Origin of the sequence: Mesorhizobium sp. M0077 (genome assembly GCF_040322955.1) — a bacterium.
GTDB lineage: Bacteria > Pseudomonadota > Alphaproteobacteria > Rhizobiales > Rhizobiaceae > Mesorhizobium.
This window is the reverse complement of record NZ_JAMYUL010000027.1, coordinates 17,965-35,728: the sequence shown is the minus strand read 5'-3', so window position 1 is coordinate 35,728 and position 17,764 is coordinate 17,965. Positions and strand designations below refer to the sequence as shown.

Here is a 17,764-nt window from a genome sequence, read left to right as displayed (position 1 = left end):
CGGTCGTTACGGATGCTTGGCGATGAACTGCTCGACATTGTCCTTGGTGGTCAGCGTCGCATCCTGCAGCTGCTCGGCCGGAACGCTTTCGCCGGCCACCAGCTTGATCGCCGCATCGACGGCGAGACGGCCCATGCCTTGCGTCTGCTGCGTCGCGGTGACGTCGAACACGCCGTCCTTCAGCGCCTTGAGCGCGGCCACGTCGCCATCGAAGCCGGCAACCCAGACCTTGTGGCCGGGATTGGCGACCTTGACCGCCTGTGCCGCACCCAGCGCCAGCGCATCGGCCTGGCCGATGACGATGGAGACATCGGGATGCGACTGCAGCAGGTCCTGCGTCAGCTTGAAGCCTTCGTCCTGGTGCCAGCCTTCGCTCCACAATTCGCCGACCACCTTGATATCGGGATAGGCCTTGAGCGCTTCGCCGCAACCCTTGGAACGGTCGACTTCCGGCGTGGTGCCCTTCTGGCCGTGGATGATGATCAGTTCGCCTTTGCCGCCGGCCTGCTTGGCGATGTAGTCGCACACCGCCTGCGCCGAGGCGACGCTGTTGGTGGCGATGAAGGTGTCGCCGGGCGCGCCGTCGGCGTTGCGGTCGACATTGATCACCGGAATGCCGGCGGCCTTGGCGGTCTTGGTCGGCACGGTGGCGGCTGTGGCGCCGGCCGGAATGTAGATCAGCGCGTCGATGTTCTGCGTGATCAGATCCTGCACCTGGCTGACCTGGGTCGCTGAATCGCCCTTGGCGTCGACGGTGACGATCTCGATGCCCTTCTCCTTGCCGTAGGCTTCGACCGACTGCTTGATCTGGTTGAAGAAGTCGGCCTGCAGATTGGCGACGGCGAGGCCGAGTTTCTTGGCGTCCTTGGCCGAGGCCATGTCGGTCAGGCCGAGCAGGGGAATGATTGCGGCAGCGGCGAGCAGCAGTGAACGTTTGGTGAGCATGTGTTTCCTCCGTTGATAGTCAAACTGTCCCGCCAGCGCATCGCGCCCCTTGGAACATCCCAGTTTCGGATCGACCGATCCGTCTATCGCCCGGACGTTCCGGGCGAATTCTCAATTGTGCCCCGCTCTCTATCGCGCCCTGCGCCGCCAGGTGTCGCTGGCGACGGCCAGCGCGATCACCACGCCGATCACCACCTGCTGGATGAAGGGCGAGACGCCGAGCAGATTGAGGCCGTTGCGCAGCACGCCGATGATGAGCACGCCGACCGCTGTGCCGCCGATCGAACCGACGCCGCCCGAGAGGCTGGCGCCGCCGATCACCACCGCCGCGATGGTGTCGAGCTCATAGCCGAGGCCGGAACTCGGCTGGACCGAATCCAGCCGCGCGGCAAGCACAATGCCTGCAAGACCCGCAAGCACGCCGCAGATGGCATAGACCCAGTTGGTCAGCGACTTCACCGGAATGCCGGAGAGCCGCGCCACCTCGGCGCTGCCGCCGATGGCGTAAAGGCTGCGGCCGGTGGCGCGGTAGTTGAGGAAGATGGCGAAGACGATCGCCAGCACCATCATCACCCCGACTGTGACCGACAGGAAGCCGAAATGGCGGATGATCGACAGGCTGGTGAACCAGTCGGGAAAGCCGACGATCTGCGAACCGTCGGTGATCATGTTGGCAAGACCGCGCGCCACCGACATCATCGCCAGCGTCGCAATGAACGGCGGCAGCCGGGTGACGGTCACCAGCAGGCCGGACACCAGTCCGCAAAGGCCGGCGACGACCAGTGCTGCGACGACGCCGGCCGCAAGGCCGAGATTGAGATAGTCGGGGTGGGAGACAAAGCCCATCACCATGGCGGCCAGCGCCAGCACCGAGCCGACCGAGAGATCGATGCCGCCGATCAGGATCACCAGCGTCATCCCGATTGCCATGATGCCGAGCACCGTGATCTGGTCAAGTACGTTGAGGATGTTGCGCACGGTGAGGAACGTGTCGGTGGTCAGCGTCAGCGCCAGGCAAAGCAGCAGCAGCCCGATCAGCGGCCCCATGGTTCCGGCAAACAGCGCCGAAAGCTTCGCGGCCGTCGCACCTTGAGTGCCGGGCACGGCTTTCAACTCGCCAGCCTTCGACCCGCTTGCATCATTACTCACGGCCACTTCGTCTCCTCCGTCAGCGAAACGACGATGGCCTGCCGTCCGCTCTTGTTCACCAGGCACCTCCCTGTGAACAATTTATCTTTGATATGCAATTTTGTTCAGCTAAACTGTTCATTAGAAAATTGTCAAGAGCCGTTGCGCCATTCGGCGAAGGTTTGCGCCACCGGGCGGTTTGTCCTAGGGAAGGCCAGGGGGCGGCGCTTTGCGGAAAAGATTTCCGAAATCTGCCGCGGGAGAGCACGAGCATGGCGACCGTCGAAAATGAGAAGGCCTCGCGCTTCCCCGATGCCGAGCTGAAGGCCCGCGCCGCCTGGCATTACTATGTCGAAGGGCTGACGCAGGAGCGCATCTCCGAGATTCTTGGCGTCGGCCGCATCAAGGTGCACCGGATCCTGTCGGCTGCCCGCGAGGAAGGCATTGTCCAGTTCCGCATTCGCGACAGTGTCGTCGAATGTGTGCAGCTCGAGGAGAGCCTGAAGCAGCGCTTTGGGCTAAGCCAGGCGGTCGTGGTGCCGTCGGCCGCCGACCGCAGCAACGCGCCGCTGATGATCGGCCACGCGGCTGCCGCCTATCTCGCCGACAACGTCAATGCCGGCGACGTCATTGCGCTGGGCTGGGGCCGGACGCTGAAATTCGCCATCAACGAATTGCCGAGGCGGCCGATTGCCAGGACGACGGTCGTCTCGATGCTCGGCGGCCTCACCCACGCGCAGCCGCTCAACCCGACCGAAAGCGCCTGGGAGTTCGCCGAAAAGATCGGCGCTGAATGTTTCCTGCTGCCGGTGCCGGTCTATGCCGACAAGCCGGAACAGCGCGATGCCTTCATGAGCCAGCGCAGCGTTCAGGATGTCGTCTTCCGCGCGCGCCGCGCCAACATCGCCGTGCTCAGCGTCGGCTCGTTTTCCAAGGACAGCCCGATCGCCAATTACGGCTTCATCAAACCGAGCGAACTAGAGGAATTGCAGGCGGCCGGCGCGGTCGGCGACCTCTTGTGCCATTTCATCGACGCCGAGGGCCACTCTGTCGACCATGAGGTCAACCGCCGCGTCTGCGCCTATCCGCTGCAGGATCTGTCCGATATTCCGAGCATCATCCTGGTGTCAGGCGGTCAGGAGAAGGTCGCCGTCATGCGCGCCGCGCTCGCCAACACCAGGATTTCGGTGCTCATCACCGATGAGGATGCGGCCAAGGGCCTGCTCAACCGTTGAGCGCTGTCGGCGTCGGTCAGAATTCGCAGGGCTCCGGACGACTGTCGTCCGACCAGTCGGCCAGCGCGACCGGCACGAATTTTCCCGCGACCGGTTTGCCGTCGTCCAGGTCCTTTGAGGCAATGCCTCTGCCGGTGAGAAAATTGATGTCGCAGCCGCCCAGCGTCGTCTCGACCGAGCCGTCGGCTTTCTGCACATTCCAGTCCCAGTCGCGACTGTAGCCGGCGACAAGGAATTTACCGCCGCGCCAGACGATGGTCAGCGTCGCATCCCATGATTTGTTGGCGCCGCAGCCGAAGCACGAGGTGACGGCAAGCGATCCCTTGCCCTTGCTTTCGAGCCCGAGAATACGGTCCTGCGTCAGCGCCTTCTTGACAAAGTCAGGCTTGCGCGAAGGATCGAGCTTTCCTTCGCCGGCAGCCAGATAGATCGAGAGATCCGCCAGCCCGCTGTCGGGATCCGCCGCGATCGCGGCCCGATCCATCCTGCCGTCATTGTCCATGTCGAGCGTGACCTCGAAGGGCGGCTCGTCCTGCGCACGCGCCGTCATTGGAGCTGCCGCAAGCGCGACAATCCAAGGCAGGGCGGCAAGGTGAAATACTGCTTTCATAGGCCCGATGAGTCTAGCATTGGCCGGGCAGGACGCAAAATCGGCAAGCTGGGCAGGTTGGGCATGGGAGCCTCACGCAAGCAAACTGCGCTTGAACTCAGATCGCACCGAGCCGCGCGTGGATGTCGCGTGTCGCGTGATAGAGGTCGCGGTAGATCGACTTGCGCGCCCGGTAAGCCGGCACCAGCGTCATATCCGGATCGACACGCCTGGCCGGCGCCGCCGCCATTGCCTTGGCGGCGTCTTCCGCCGAGGCGAACCAGCCGATCGCCGAAGCCGCCAGCATGGCCGCGCCAAGGGCCGCCGCCTCGTTGACCGGCGACACGAACAGCGGCCGCTCCAGCACGCTGGCCATGATCTTCATCAGCAGCGCCGAATTGGTGCCGCCGCCGGCGGCAATCATCTCTCCCGGCTTGCCGCCGCTTTCGGCCTCCATCGCCTCGCTGGCGATGGCCTGCTCCAAAGCGATGCCTTCCAGCGTGGCGCGGAAGAGATGCCTGGGCTCATGGTCGAGCGACAGGCCAACAACGGCGCCGCGCGCCGCGCCATCCCAATAGGGGCTCATGACGCCGGCCCAATAGGGCATGACCAAAAGACCGTCGCCGCCGGCCGCAACATCGACCGCACCCTTCTCCAGTTCTGCCGCGGAAGACGCGCCGGTGGTGCGCACGATCCAGTCGACCAGTTGCATGCCCGAGCGCAGCACGGTTTCCAGCATGAAGCCGGAGCCGGTCGGCGAGACCAGCGTGCGAAACGCGTCCGATGTGGTGACCGTGCCGGAATAGCAGCCGCTGACGACGCCGGAGCCGAGCGAGAGATAGCTCCTGCCGGCACCATAGACGCCCATGCCGAGACCCATGGCCTGGCCATCGCCGGCGCCGGCGACAATTGGCGTGCCCGCTTTGAGGCCAGTCAGCTGGGCAATGCTTTCGGCAAGGCCGCCGCAGATTTCGCCTGGGCCGATCAGCGCCGGCAACTGCCGTGGCTGCAGCCCTGCAGCCGCGACAAGCTCAGGGTGCCATTCGCCTGTCGCGACATCGAGCAAGCCGAGCGGGTCGGCACTTGCCGTGCTGGTAACCAGCCGTGCGGTCAGCCGGTGAACGAAGAAGCCATGAACATCGACCAGGGCGGCGGCGTTGGCCAGCACCTGCGGCTGGTGTTCGGCCAGCCAGGCGATGGCATAGAGCGCCGGCGTCGGATCCGGCGGCTTGCCGCTCCAGTCGCGGATCGTCTCGCGGCCAAGCTCGGCCGACAGCCTGGCGACTTGAGGCCGGGCGCGCTCGTCAAGCCACAGGATCGCCGGGATGAGCGGCGTGCCGGCCTGATCGATCAGGGTGAAGGTCTCGCGCTGATGGGCCATGGCAATTGCCGCCACGCGCGCGGCGCCGACCTTGTCGGCAACCTGCTTCAGCGCACTGATAAGGGCTGCCCACCAATGTTCGGCATCCTGCTCGAAATGGCCGGGCTTAGGATTGGCCAGCGGATAGGCCTCGCGCGCCTGGAACAGCTCCGCGCCGTCGCCGGTGAAGGCGATCGCCTTCACCGCCGTCGTCGAGGCATCGATCCCGATAACGACATCGTCCATCACAGGGAGATCCCGAAGGTTCAGGCGGCGTTGGTCACAAACTGTCCATCCGACTGGTCTAGACGGCGGCGGATCTGCGTTATCACCATCGAATCGTCGGGTACACAATTTTCATAGGTAAGGAAGTCGCCGGTCTTGACCGGCTTGACCACCTTGGCGCGTTCGGCAATCCCGAGCGGCAGCGCGCCCTTGGCGCGGGCGTCCTCCCAGGTCATGGCGAAGCCGCGATAGTCGTTCTCGCCGATCATGCCGAGCGATTGGCCCGCGCCGAGATCGCTCTTGGCCACCGCCACCGCTTCGGCGACCGGATGGTCGAGGGGCTCCATGTCGGCGCGTTTGTAGACAACGGCGCGCGCCGCCGACAGTGGCACTTCAAGGCTTGTCAGGTGATAGGGACGGTAGATCGTGAAATAGGGGCCCTTGCCGACCTTGAGGTCGACCATGCGCTCCAGCACGCGCGGATGCCTCGTTTCGATGATGCAGAACACGCCGGGCGCCACGCCCTTGCCGATGGAATAGTCGACCACGCCCTTGCGGTGCAGCACGCCGCCATCCTCGCGCGGGCAAAGCACGCTGGCCAGTTCCTCCAGCGTCGCCGTCGGGCCGTGCATGCCCGGCACGTCGGGCACCAGCCCGGTGGCGTTGGCGATAGCCACCATCTCGATCGCCGTCTTGGAACCGTCGACGAACTCGACCAGCATGCGCGCATTCATGTTGCGCTCGGCCGCTTCCTTCTCGTAGTCGGCGGGCATGGCGTCGATCTTGAGCGGGTTGTTTTTGCCCTTGCCGGCGGCGATGATGTTGAAGCCGAGGCTCTTGGCGAAGCCGATGATCTCCAGCGTGCAGGCGGGTTCGTCGCCGGCCGCACCGGTGTAGACCACGCCGGCCTTGCGCGCTTCCTCCTTGAGGAAGCGGCCGATCGTAATGTCCGCCTCGACATTGAGCATGACGATGTGCTTGCCGTTCTTCATCACTTCGAGCGCAAACAGCGTGCCGATGTTGGGATTGCCTGTCGCGTCGATGATGACATCAATGCGGCCGGCCGCGGCCAGCGCATGCAGATCTTCGGTGACAGCGATCTTGCCGGCCTCGATGGCGCGGTCGATGGCAGAGGCGTTCGCAGCCTGGACGATGTCGGAGCGGTCATGGCCGGCGAGCAGTGCGGCATCGATCGCCGCTTGCGGGCGCACCTCGGAAATGGCACCGATCCGCATGCCCGGCATCAGCGCCACCTGGACGACGATGTCGGTGCCCATCTGCCCGGCGCCGGCGAGACCGATGGTGATGGGCCCTTGGGCTTCAGCGCGCTGCAGAAGTTCCGCTGCAAATTGCGGATGGGCCATATCGCTTCCTCCAGTCACGACGCGCCGCAGCGTCAAATCATCATTTTGAACATTCCTATTTCCATTTGAAAAATATTTCAACCCGCAAATCGGAGAATGGCTGCAGGACCAAATCTCCCACGGAGGATTCGTGGGGTGACAGCTTCATGCTGCGCTTGATCTCAGCCGATCTCTAGGAAAGGCTTGCCGAGCAGGTCGGGCACGACATCGATGCCGAGGCCGGGCCCGTCGGGAATGCCCATGTGGCTGCCGGTGACCGGTGGGGCGTTGGAGGCCGTGCGCACCGTCACCCACTCATGGAAGGCGATGGCATGCAGCCGGCGTTCTTCCGGCGTCGACAGCGACAGATGCGCCATCGCCGCCGTGTCGATCTCGGCGCCGCCCGTATCCTCGACGGTGATCATGAAACCGAGATCGACGGCGACGTCGCGGATTTGCCTTGTCCTGGTTACGCCGCCCAGCCGCGAAATCTTCAGCGTCAGCCCATCGGCGGCGCCCAGGCGATGGATTTCCACCATCGCCTCGAGCGAGATGACGCTCTCGTCCAGCACCATCGGCTTGTCGAGCATGCGGCGCACCGACATGTTCTCCTCGATCGTCGTGCAGGGCTGCTCGAACGTGTAGTCGATGCCGCGCGTTGCGTCGGCGAACTGCCGTGCCTGATAGGGCGTCCAGCCGGCATTGGCGTCGCAGAAAATCACCGTGCCTTTCGGCACGGCCGAAGCGACTGCGCTCACCCGCTCGATGTCGTCATGCACATTGCCGCCGACCTTGACCTGCAGCCGCCGGCAGCCTTCCGCGATGATCCTTTTGGCCAGTGCCGCCATTTGGTCGAGCGTGCCGTGGGTGACGACGCGGTAGGTCTCCGCCATGTCGCTCTCGCGGCCGCCAAGCATGGTCACCAGCGGCACGTCGGCGGCCCGGGCCGCCAGATCCCAGCAGGCCATGTCGAGCGCCGACTTGATGTAGGGATGGCCCTTGAACACCGTATCCATCAATCGGCCGATGCCGGCGAGGCCACGCGGGTCCTGGCCGATCAGGTGCGGCGCGATCTCGACCACGCCCGCGCGCGTTCCCGCCGGAAACGCGGCCGAATAGAAATTGCCGAGCGGCGCCATCTCGCCCCAGCCGGTCACGCCGCTGTCGGAGGTGATGGCGACGATCACCGCGTCGAAGCAGTCTGCAACCCGCCCCTTTGACATGCGGTAGGGCCCGTCCACGAAGGGCTGCACGACGCGATAGGCCTTGATGGTTTTGATCTGCACTTGTCTGTCCGTTGTCTCTAGGCGTTGAGGAGGGTCAGCCCTTCGATGTTCCGCTGATCGAGGCCACGCGCATAGGCAAGCAGCTCTTCGAAATCGAGGTCGATATGCTCGCGCGCATGGCGCTGGGCAGCGCGCATGTCGGCGCCCTTCAAGAGCCGCACATAGGTTTCGTGGAGATCTTCGGCCGGCACCGGCTCGTTGCGGGCCCGCTGGTGCAGGGCAAAGTACATCTGCAGCCGGCTGGTCAGCCGCTGCCAGGTTTCCAGCAGCACCGAATTGTCGGCCCATTCATAGATCAGCCCGTGCAATTGCAGCGCGGCTTCGATCTGGCGGGTGGTGTCTCGCGCGCGCGTCGCCTGCTTCACTGCCTCGTGCCGGCGGTCGAGTTCGCCGAAGAAGCGCTGGTCGCGCAGCTTCCATGTCCGCTCGATGGCGAATTCATCGAGCACCTTGTTCAGCGAGTAGGCGTCGTCAATGTCCTTGGCGGTGACATCGATGACGAAGGTGCCGGCATAGGGAATGCTGGTCAGGATGCCTTCCTGCACCAGCTCGCGCATAGCTTCGCGCAAAGGCGCGCGGCTGACCCGCATCTGCTCGGCGATCCTCAGCTCGCTCAGCTTTTGGCCGGGTTCCAGCTGGCCGGTCAGGATCGCCCGCCGCAACAGCGCAACGATCTCGGCCCGGCGTGTCGTATCCGCGATCGGATTGAAGTCCAGCTTGGCCATTCCGTCACTCCAGCGAGAGCCGGAAACAGACAAGCAGATTGTCGACAATCCTACAATATGTCTGTTCCGGATTCTTGTGCCTTGCGGTTACCCCAAAAACGGCGTGCGGCGCTCCATAAAAAAACGGCGCCCTCGGCGTGGAAGCCGAAGGCGCCGCAGGACCGGGGCTGATGGGGGTTATCAGCTGGCCGGTTTCTCCTGGGGCAACGGCGAGATCGGCATTCCTGGTCCGATTTTCTGCAGATTGCCCGTTATCACCTGGTCGCCTTCGGCAACGCCGCTGAGGACCGCCACAAGGTCGCCGCTGGTCGCGCCGAGCGAGACGATGCGCTGGTCGACCGTGTTGCCCTTGCCGACGACATAGACATATTTGCCGAGCTGGCTCGAACCCAGCGCCACCTGCGGCACCATCAGCGCGTCGGGCAGCTGCTTGATGTGCAGCCGCACGCGGACATACTGGCCCGGCAGCAGCGAGAACTTCGCATTGCCGATGGTGGCGCGCGCCGTAATCGTGCCGGTCGAGTGGTCGACCGTGTTGTCGATGAAGGTGAGTTCGCCCTTCTGGCTGGCTTCGGTCTCGCCGGGCAGCAGCACCTCCACCTCGATCGGGCCGGCGGCCCGGGCCCGTTCGATTTCGGCCAGGTCCGTCTCGCTCGGATTGAAGGTGACGTAGATCGGGTCGAGCTGCACCAGCGTGTTCAGCACCGTACCGGCGACGCTGACCAGCGTGCCGACCGAAGCCTGGTTGCGGCCGACGCGGCCGGCAAACGGAGCGTGGATTTCGGCGTAGCTCAAATTGAGCTCGGCCGTGCGCACCGCCGCCTGGTTGACGGCAAGCGACGCTTCGGCCTGGCGCAAGGTGCTCGTACGCTGGTCGAACCCATCCTTGGCCAGATAGCCGCTCTTGGCGAGTTCGGAGCCGCGGCCGAGATTGGAGCGCGCATAGTCGAGGCTCGCCTGGTCGCGCTGCACTTCGGCCTTGGCCTGGTCGAGAGCCGCCTTGAAGTCGTCGGGCGAGATCTTGTAGAGCAGATCACCCTGGCGCACATCCGCGCCGTCCTCAGCCGTCTGCTCCTGCAGATAGCCGGGCACGCGGGCCTGCAAGGTGACGCTGCGGATCGCCTCGATGCGGGCGGCGTAGTCGAGGTAGATCGGGATCGTCTTCTTGACCACGCTCGTCACCGGCACCGGCATGACGAATGCCGCAGGTGCTGCCGTCGCTGCCGCCGTGCCGGCATTGAGGCTGAGATTGCCCATGTCGAGGAAGTGGACGCTTGCCACCGAGATCGCTCCCAGGGCGACGGCCGTTCCCAAAGCTATTTTCCATTTACGCATTTTGGTCTCCAATTCTATTCGGCTGCTTCGGCCAGGCGCATCGGCGCTGGTTCGGCAGTCGGTTCATTATTGTCCTGGTCATGAGCGGCGTTCAGTTCGCTGCGCACGCGGCCTTCGCGCAGCTGCTCGATGACCGCGTAGAAGACTGGCACGAACACCAGCGACAGGATGGTCGCCGCGACCATGCCGCCAAACACGGTGGTGCCGATCGACTGCCGGCTTGCCGCACCCGCACCCGTCGCAAACATCAGCGGCAGCACGCCGAGGATGAAGGCGAAGGCCGTCATCAGGATCGGCCGCAGCCTCAGCCGCGCGGCTTCCATTGCCGCGTCGACAATGCTCAGTCCCTCCTCGCGCCGCCGCCTTGCAAACTCGACGATCAGGATCGCGTTCTTGGCGGCGAGGCCGATCAGCATGACGAAGCCGATCTGCGAGTAGACGTCGATCTGCATGCCGCGCAGGAACAGGGCTGCGAAGGCGCCGAACAGGGCCAGTGGCACCGCCAGCAGCACCATGAACGGCATCGCCCAGCTCTCATACTGCATCGCCAGGATCAGGAAGACGAAGACGATGGCGAGGCCGAAGACGACCGACGCTATCGATCCTGCCTTGAGCTCCTGGAAGGTGATGCCGGTCCATTCGAAACCGAAATCCCTGGGCAAAGCGGTGGCGGCGGCCCGTTCCATCGCGGCAACCGCCTGGCCCGACGAGAAGCCGGGGGCTGCGCCGCCATTGATCGTGGCCGAGGCGTTGTTGTTGTAGTGCGGCACGGTTTCCGGGCCGACGAACGGCACCAGTTTGCCAAGTGTGCTCAGCGGCACCATTCCGCCGGAGGCGTTGCGCACATAGAGCCGCGAAAGGTCGCCTGCGTCGGCACGTGCATCCTTGTCGGCCTGGATGGTCACCCGGAAGGTGCGGCCGAACAGGTTGAAGTCGTTGACGTAGAGCGAGCCGAGATAGATCTGCAGCGTGTTGAAGACGTCGGGCAGGTTGAGGCCGAGCAGTTTGGCCTTGCTGCGGTCGAGGTCGTAGTTGAACTGCGGCGTCGAGGTCGAGAACGGCGAGAACAGCTGCTGCGGGTTGATTTCCGGCTGCTTGCGCGCCTCGGCGATCACGGCTTGCGTCGCGTCGTTGAGGGCTGAACTGCCTCGCCCGGTGAGGTCCTCGACGACGAATTCGAAGCCGCCCGTGGTGCCGATACCCGGGATCGAAGGCGGATCGAAGGACAGCGCGAAGGCTTCCGGAATCTGCATCAGCTTGCCGCGCACATCGGAGACGAGCTTGGACGCGCTCTGGTCGGGGCCGCGCTCTTCCCACGGCTTCAGGATGGCGAACTCGACAGCCGAGTTCGACTGCGCCGCACTGGTCAGGAAGTTCAGGCCGCTGATCGAGCCGACAATCTCGACGCCGGGTGTTGCCTGCAATATGTCGCGCGCTTTCTGCGCCACCGCGTCGGTGCGTTCCAGCGAGGCGCCGTCAGGCAGCTGGATGACGACGAAGAAGTAACCCTGGTCCTCGACCGGAAGGAAGGTCGAGGGCAACTTCTGCCAGACGAAGTAGGTGGCCACCAGGCCGGCCGCGAACAGACCGAGCATGATCCAGCGCAGCCGGATGAGGATACGCACGCCGTGCGCATAGGCATGCGACAGTCTGTCGAAGCCCGTGTTGAACCAGCGGAACGGGGCGAACTGCGTCTCGCCGCGATGGCGCAGGAAGGCGGCGCTCAGCGCCGGGCTGAGCGTCAGCGAGTTGAAGGCGGATATGCCGACCGAAATCGCCACCGTCAGCGCGAACTGATTGTAGAGCTTGCCGGAGACGCCGGGAATGAAGGCAACGGGCACGAAGACGGCCATCAGCACTGCGGTGGTGGCGATGATCGGTCCGGTGACCTCGGCCATCGCGGCCTTGGTCGCCGCCAGCGGTTTGAGGCCCGCCTCCAATTGTCGCTCGACATTTTCGACCACCACGATGGCGTCGTCGACGACGAGGCCGATGGCCAGCACCATGCCGAGTAGGGAGAGCATGTTGAGCGAGAAGCCCATCATTTCCATGACCACCATCGTCGCCACCAGCGACACCGGAATGGCGATGGTCGGGATGATCGTCGTGCGCCAGCTCTGCAGGAAGATGAACACCACGGCCACGACCAGCACCAGCGCTTCGCCAAGCGTGATCAGGACGTCATGCATCGATGCCGACACGAAGCGCGTGGTGTCGTAGTGCATGGCGTAGCTGACGCCCTTGGGGAAACGGGCCGACAGTTCCTGCATCTTGTCCTTGACGTGCTGCTGCAGATCGAGCGCGTTGGAACCGGGCATCTGGTAGACGGCCAGCACCACCGTCGGGTCCTTGCCGAAGAAGGCCGACGACGAATATTGCAGCGCGCCGAGCTCGATGCGGGCGACGTCGCGCAGTCGCACCAGCGAGCCGGTGCCGGTGTTGGCGCGCACGACGATGTCGCCGAACTCCTTGGGGTCGCTCAGGCGGCCGACGGCGTTGACCTGCATCTCGAAGGCGGTGCCGGCGGGCGCCGGCGACTGGCCGATCTTGCCGGCCGCCACCTGGACGTTCTGTTCCGAGATGGCGTTCTGGACATCGACAGCGGTGATGCCAAGATTGGCGAGCTTGTCCGGGTCGAGCCAGACGCGCATCGAATAGCGGCGCTCGCCGAATATCTGGACGTCGCCGACGCCAGGCAGCCGCTTCAGCGGATCGACGACCTGCAGATAGGCGAGGTTGCTCAGCGCCACCGGATCGACCGAACTGTCGGGCGAGGTCAGGTTGACGATGAGGACGAAATTCGGGTTCTGCTTCTTGATCGTCACGCCGCCCTGGTTGACGATCGCCGGCAGCGAGGAGGCCGCTTGCGAGACGCGGTTCTGGACGTCGACGGCCGCGGTGCTCAAGGAATAGCCGACATCGAAGGTGATGGTGATGGTCGAGGAGCCGTCATTGGAGCTCGACGACGACATGTAGGTCATGCCTTCGACGCCGTTGATCTGCTGCTCCAGCGGCGTCGTCACCGTATCGGCGACCACTTGCGCGCTGGCGCCCGGATAATGGGCGCTGACCACGACCTGCGGCGGCGTGATGTCGGGAAACTGCGAAACCGGCAAAAGGAAATAACAAATCGTCCCGGCGAGCACCATGATGATGGCGATGGCCGAGGCGAAGATCGGACGATGGATGAAAAAGTTTACCACGACACGCAAACCTCTTTAGAAGAACCGGCCTCTTTAAAAGAATTGGCAGACCGGGACTGCCGCCGGCCGCGCACCGAACCCGGGTCCTGCAAAAAATACGAAGACGGCGCCGCACCGCTGAGGCCCTGCTCATCGGCAACGGTCCTCAGCATCGCTTCGAAGGCGCGCGGATTGACGCGGTCCGCTTTCATCACCAACCGGATCATCGGATCCCGGATGGCTTCATCGATGGTCAAATCCTTGCGCTGCGACATTGGAGCGTCTCCATTCCAGCGATTCGCATCGGACGATCGCGAACCGGTTTTCATCTCTTCACCGGCCGGAGCCGCATGACCTGCAATTTTCACCCTTTGTGATCTGGCAGGACCAGTTCACGGCCTTGTTATTGACGGAAGGCCACATAGGTGTTACCAGTAAGTAACATTCGGATAGTTACAGACCGGTAACACCCTAGTCAAGAGGTGAACCGAATTTTTAGGGAGACAAGGAGACTGCGATGGCAGACGGCATTACCGATCGTGTGCGCCCCCGGGATCGAATCCTGGAGACGGCGCAGGACATGTTTCACAAGCATGGCATCAAGGGCGTCGGTGTCGACGCCATCACGGAAGCCGCCGGCACCAACAAGATGACGCTCTACCGTCATTTTGAGTCCAAGGACGAACTGATCGTCCAGTGCCTGCGCGCGTCGGCGGCTAAAGGCGCCGCGATGTGGGACCAATTCGAGGCTGAGCATCCCGGCGACAAGCTCGCCCAGTTGCATGCCTGGATTCGCATGGCCGCTGCTTGCCTGGCGGCTGACGGTCGCGGCTGCGACATGGCCAATGCCGCCGCCGAATTGACCGAGCCGGACCATCCCGCCAGGAGCGTGATCAAGGAGCTCAAGAGCGCTCAGCGCGATCGCCTCGTTGCGCTGTGCCGGGATGCGGGCATCGGTCAGGCCGAGCTTCTGGCCGATACGCTGTCGCTGCTGTTCGAAGGGGCGCGCGTCAGCGTGCAGACCATGGGCTGCCAAGGCCCCAGCACGCAGTTCGTGCGCATGGCTGAAGGCCTGATCAGCTCTTTCAGGGCGCGCTGAATTCCAGCTTTCGGAGTTGAGGAGTCCCCATCATCCGGCGGGGCTTTTGGCTATTCTCCGAACTTGCCCGTCAACTCTAATTTAGATTCATTTGAGAATGAAAAAAGCCCGCTGCCGGGAGGAGGTGGCAGCGGGCCGATTTCGAACGAGATGCGGGAGGAGGTGCACCGCGCTCAGCGTCGGCATCGCATCTGGGAGGAGTAGATGGCCGACACCCAGATGAGTACGAGTTGCCCAATGATTCGGCAACAATGAAAGTTGCATGGCTGCTGTGCAGATTTGCGGCATCTACCCCGACTTGTCGTACAAATCGGACAAACCGCCACGGCGCGACTTCACTGCACCGGCACGTTTTCCTTGAAGATCAGCCGTGGCTCGATGAACTTCTTCGTCAGGTATGGCGCGGCGGATGCGATCGAGCCAAGCAGGCGGATCACAGATTGCTCCGCGATCAGCCGCGCATTCTGGTCGATGACGACATCGGCGAGGTCGTCGACGAGATAGCCGCGCGTTTCCTTGGTCAGGTCGTGGCAGATGAAGACCGGCTTCTTCTTTGGCTTGGCCTCGAGCAGCGCTCTCGCCACACCTGAGCGCCCGGCGCCGACGCAATAGATGCCGAGCAGTTCCGGCTCGTTGTGCAGCGCCTGCATCGTTGCGGTGTAGCTGCCCTCCGGTTCGTCATTGATCTCGACCGCACTCGAGACCGTGAGATTGGGGAATTCCTCTGTCAGCACCGACCGAAAGCCCATCTCGCGCTCCTCGTGCCCGCGATAGGAACGCGAGCCGACGACCATCGCCAGATGACCCTGGCGGCCATTGAGGAAGCGCCCCATCAACAGCGCCGCCGTGCGTCCGGCAACCCGGTTGTCGATGCCGACATAGGCCGAACGCGGGGCGGCTGGAACGTCGGAGACCAGCGTGACAAGGCGGATGCCTGCCTCGACCACATCGCGCAATATGTTGCGCGTTCGCGGATGATCGACGGCAATGACGCCGACGCCATTGGCCTTCAGCGACAGATTTTCAACCGCCGCCTGCAGCGCTGCCGGCGAGATGCCGCCGAGATTGTGGATCCGGCACGAGGCGACCAGCGGCAGGCGCCCCGCATAGTCCTCGATGTGCCCGGCGAGGTCGATCATGAAACCGTTGGCGCCGATCGGCAGGAAGAATTCAAGATGCGCCGGCCGCGACGGCAGCGTCACCTGATCGACCACCGGCAAATAGCCGAGCTGCTTGGCCGCCTCCATCACCCGTTGGCGGTTGGCGGCGCTCGCGCCGGCCCGGTTGTTCAGAACCCGGTCGACGGTCGCGGTCGACAGGCCGCAGCTCCTGGCTATGTCGGCAACGGTGGCTTTCATGGCTGTAGTCATAGAGCATGATCCCGAAAAGTGGGAACCGGTTTTCTCGGACAAACGGGAACCGTTTTGTCAAAAGGTCACGCTCTACAACGAGTTAGAGCGGATGCGTTTCCGTGCCAGACGGCGCGAAGACGGTTCAGCCGTGCGATGGCCCGCCTTCGATGATGGCGTCGCGGATCTCCTTGTCCGACATCCCGGTGATGATGCGTTCGACCTCGGCCACGCTGGTCTTCTTCGGGTCGATGTCGTCGGCCACCACCTTGCCCCGGCGCATGACGACGATGCGGTCAACCACCTGGAAGACATGGTGGATGTTGTGGGCGATGAAGATGCAGGAATGCCCGGAATCGCGCGCGTTGCGCACGAAGCTCAGCACGCCTTGCGTCTCGGCGACGCCGAGATTGTTGGTCGGCTCGTCGAGGATGATCAGGTCGCTGTCGAAGTGCATGGCGCGCGCGATGGCGACGGCCTGCCGCTCGCCGCCGGACAGGGAGCCGATCGGCGTCGTCGGCGGGATGTTCTTAGAGATGCCGACCTGTTTCAGCAGGTCGCGCGCGACATTGTTCATCGCCTCCTGGTCCATGCGGTTCAAAAAGCGCGGCGGTTTGATCGGCTCGCGGCCGAGGAACAGGTTGCGTGCGATCGACAGCTGCGTCACCAGTGCCGAATCCTGGTAGATCGTCTCGATGCCGTGCGCGATGGCGTCGCTGGTGCTGCGCAGATTGACCTTCTTGCCGCGGATGAAAATGTCGCCGCTCGTCAGCGGCACCGCCCCCGACAACACCTTGATCAGTGTCGATTTGCCGGCGCCATTGTCGCCGAGCAGGCCGACGATCTCCCTTTCGTTAACATGAAAATTGGCGTCTTCGAGCGCCTGCACGTGCCCGTAGGACTTTTTGATGTTGGACATGCGGATGAGCGGTTCAGCCATGGTTCTAGGCCCCCGCCTGATGACGGCGTTCCAGCCATGAGTGCAGCGCCATCATGCCGAGGATGATGGCGCCGATGAAGATGTTGTAGGCCAGCCCGGGCACGCCGATCAGCACGATGCCGTTGCGCATGACGCGCAGGATGAGGATGCCGAGCACGGTGCCGATGATGGTGCCGCGCCCACCGGTCAGCGCCGTGCCGCCGATCACCACCATGGCGATGACTTCGAGCTCGTAGCCGGTGCCGCTGTTGGGGTTGGCGGCCGACGTGCGCAGCGACGAGATGACGCCGGCAAGCGAAGCCATCACCGACGACAGCACGAACAGGCCGATCTTGACGCCGCTGACGTTGACGCCGCGCGCCCTTGCGGCGCCTGGATTGCCGCCGGCTGCCTGGATCCAGTTGCCGGTCCGGCTTTGCGTCAGCACGTAGCCCAGCGCGATGGCCGCCGCGATGAACCAGAAGAGCGACATGTAGATGCGGAACGGGCCGATGAAGAAATCACCGACCAGCGCTTCGGCCAGCCAGCTGCCCTCGGCGCTCCACGTCCGCTGCGGAAAGCCGTCGGTGACGAACAGCGCGGTGCCGCGCACCACCAGCAGCATGCCGAGCGTCACCAGGAAGGATGGGATTTTCAGCTGCGTGACGAACCAGCCATTGACCAGGCCGATGAAGGCCGCGATCAGCAGCGCGGCGAGGAAGCCGACCTCCAGCGAGGTCAGGCCGCTGTTGAACAGCGTCCACATCAGCACCGGCGAAAAGCCGAACAGCGAGCCGACCGAAAGATCGAATTCACCCGACGTCATCAACAGCGTCATCGCCAGCGCGATCAGCCCGAGCTCGACGGTGAAGGCCAGCGTGTTGGAGATGTTCTGCGGCGACAGGAAATCGTGGTTGATGCTCCAGAACACCGCGATTTCGACGATGAGCAGAACGAAGGGCCCGAATTCCGGCCTCGCGATCAGGCGTTGGATGAGCGAACGGTTTTCCACTGATAACCTGCGACAGGAAGGGGAAGGCTGAG

The 17,764-nt window shown here is 63.9% G+C and carries 15 protein-coding genes; 2 read left to right on the top strand and 13 right to left on the bottom strand.

The annotated features are described in order from the left end of the window. Positions 1 to 6: 6 nt before the first annotated feature. On the bottom strand, positions 7 to 945 hold the full coding sequence (locus NKJ57_RS30045) for a sugar ABC transporter substrate-binding protein (protein WP_352500553.1): 939 nt from the start codon (positions 943 to 945) through the stop codon (positions 7 to 9). Positions 946 to 1,074: 129 nt separating this feature from the next. Continuing rightward, a complete protein-coding gene (locus NKJ57_RS30040) occupies positions 1,075 to 2,058 on the bottom strand; it encodes an ABC transporter permease (RefSeq protein ID WP_502902041.1) in 984 nt (327 codons plus the stop codon). Between the two features lie 287 nt (positions 2,059 to 2,345). On the opposite strand from NKJ57_RS30040, the gene NKJ57_RS30035 reads away from it, so the two are divergent. After that, positions 2,346 to 3,308, top strand: a complete 963-nt coding sequence (locus NKJ57_RS30035; RefSeq protein WP_023684411.1) for a sugar-binding transcriptional regulator — start codon at positions 2,346 to 2,348, stop codon at positions 3,306 to 3,308. A 16-nt stretch (positions 3,309 to 3,324) separates the two neighbouring features. Here NKJ57_RS30035 and NKJ57_RS30030 read toward each other — a convergent pair whose 3' ends face one another. From NKJ57_RS30030 to NKJ57_RS29995, 8 genes are all read right to left on the bottom strand, one after another. Further along, the gene (locus tag NKJ57_RS30030) at positions 3,325 to 3,858 is read right to left on the bottom strand and encodes a hypothetical protein (protein ID WP_352511565.1); all 534 of its coding nucleotides are present in this window, start codon (positions 3,856 to 3,858) and stop codon (positions 3,325 to 3,327) included. A 157-nt stretch (positions 3,859 to 4,015) separates the two neighbouring features. After that, a complete protein-coding gene (locus NKJ57_RS30025) occupies positions 4,016 to 5,503 on the bottom strand; it encodes a xylulokinase (protein WP_023701498.1) in 1,488 nt (495 codons plus the stop codon). A 20-nt stretch (positions 5,504 to 5,523) separates the two neighbouring features. After that, entirely contained in the window at positions 5,524 to 6,846 is a 1,323-nt protein-coding gene (locus NKJ57_RS30020) for an NAD(P)H-dependent oxidoreductase (protein WP_023668524.1), read from the bottom strand. 161 nt (positions 6,847 to 7,007) lie between these two features. Next, positions 7,008 to 8,111 (bottom strand): mandelate racemase/muconate lactonizing enzyme family protein, encoded by a 1,104-nt coding sequence (locus NKJ57_RS30015; protein ID WP_352511567.1) that lies wholly within the window; start codon positions 8,109 to 8,111, stop codon positions 7,008 to 7,010. 17 nt (positions 8,112 to 8,128) lie between these two features. After that, positions 8,129 to 8,836, bottom strand: coding sequence for a GntR family transcriptional regulator (locus tag NKJ57_RS30010; protein ID WP_352511569.1), 708 nt, complete (start codon positions 8,834 to 8,836; stop codon positions 8,129 to 8,131). Between the two features lie 180 nt (positions 8,837 to 9,016). Next, positions 9,017 to 10,171 carry an efflux RND transporter periplasmic adaptor subunit gene (locus NKJ57_RS30005; RefSeq protein ID WP_023804343.1) on the bottom strand — a complete coding sequence of 385 codons (1,155 nt, stop codon included), beginning with the start codon at positions 10,169 to 10,171 and terminating at the stop codon, positions 9,017 to 9,019. 14 nt (positions 10,172 to 10,185) lie between these two features. Continuing rightward, complete coding sequence (locus tag NKJ57_RS30000; RefSeq protein WP_352511571.1) at positions 10,186 to 13,374, bottom strand: efflux RND transporter permease subunit; 3,189 nt, start codon at positions 13,372 to 13,374, stop codon at positions 10,186 to 10,188. Further along, the gene (locus NKJ57_RS29995) at positions 13,368 to 13,628 is read right to left on the bottom strand and encodes a hypothetical protein (protein WP_023735604.1); all 261 of its coding nucleotides are present in this window, start codon (positions 13,626 to 13,628) and stop codon (positions 13,368 to 13,370) included. Before NKJ57_RS29995 ends, NKJ57_RS30000 begins: the two co-directional genes overlap by 7 nt. A gap of 242 nt (positions 13,629 to 13,870) precedes the next feature. On the opposite strand from NKJ57_RS29995, the gene NKJ57_RS29990 reads away from it, so the two are divergent. Beyond that, complete coding sequence (locus NKJ57_RS29990; protein ID WP_023668517.1) at positions 13,871 to 14,452, top strand: TetR/AcrR family transcriptional regulator; 582 nt, start codon at positions 13,871 to 13,873, stop codon at positions 14,450 to 14,452. 335 nt (positions 14,453 to 14,787) lie between these two features. Here NKJ57_RS29990 and NKJ57_RS29985 read toward each other — a convergent pair whose 3' ends face one another. The 3 genes from NKJ57_RS29985 to NKJ57_RS29975 form a co-directional block, all read right to left on the bottom strand. Further along, positions 14,788 to 15,810 (bottom strand): LacI family DNA-binding transcriptional regulator, encoded by a 1,023-nt coding sequence (locus NKJ57_RS29985; RefSeq protein ID WP_023668516.1) that lies wholly within the window; start codon positions 15,808 to 15,810, stop codon positions 14,788 to 14,790. Between the two features lie 136 nt (positions 15,811 to 15,946). Then, positions 15,947 to 16,741, bottom strand: coding sequence for an ATP-binding cassette domain-containing protein (locus NKJ57_RS29980; RefSeq protein WP_352511573.1), 795 nt, complete (start codon positions 16,739 to 16,741; stop codon positions 15,947 to 15,949). A 4-nt stretch (positions 16,742 to 16,745) separates the two neighbouring features. Further along, positions 16,746 to 17,732, bottom strand: coding sequence for an ABC transporter permease (locus NKJ57_RS29975; protein ID WP_352511575.1), 987 nt, complete (start codon positions 17,730 to 17,732; stop codon positions 16,746 to 16,748). Between the last annotated feature and the right edge of the window lie 32 nt (positions 17,733 to 17,764).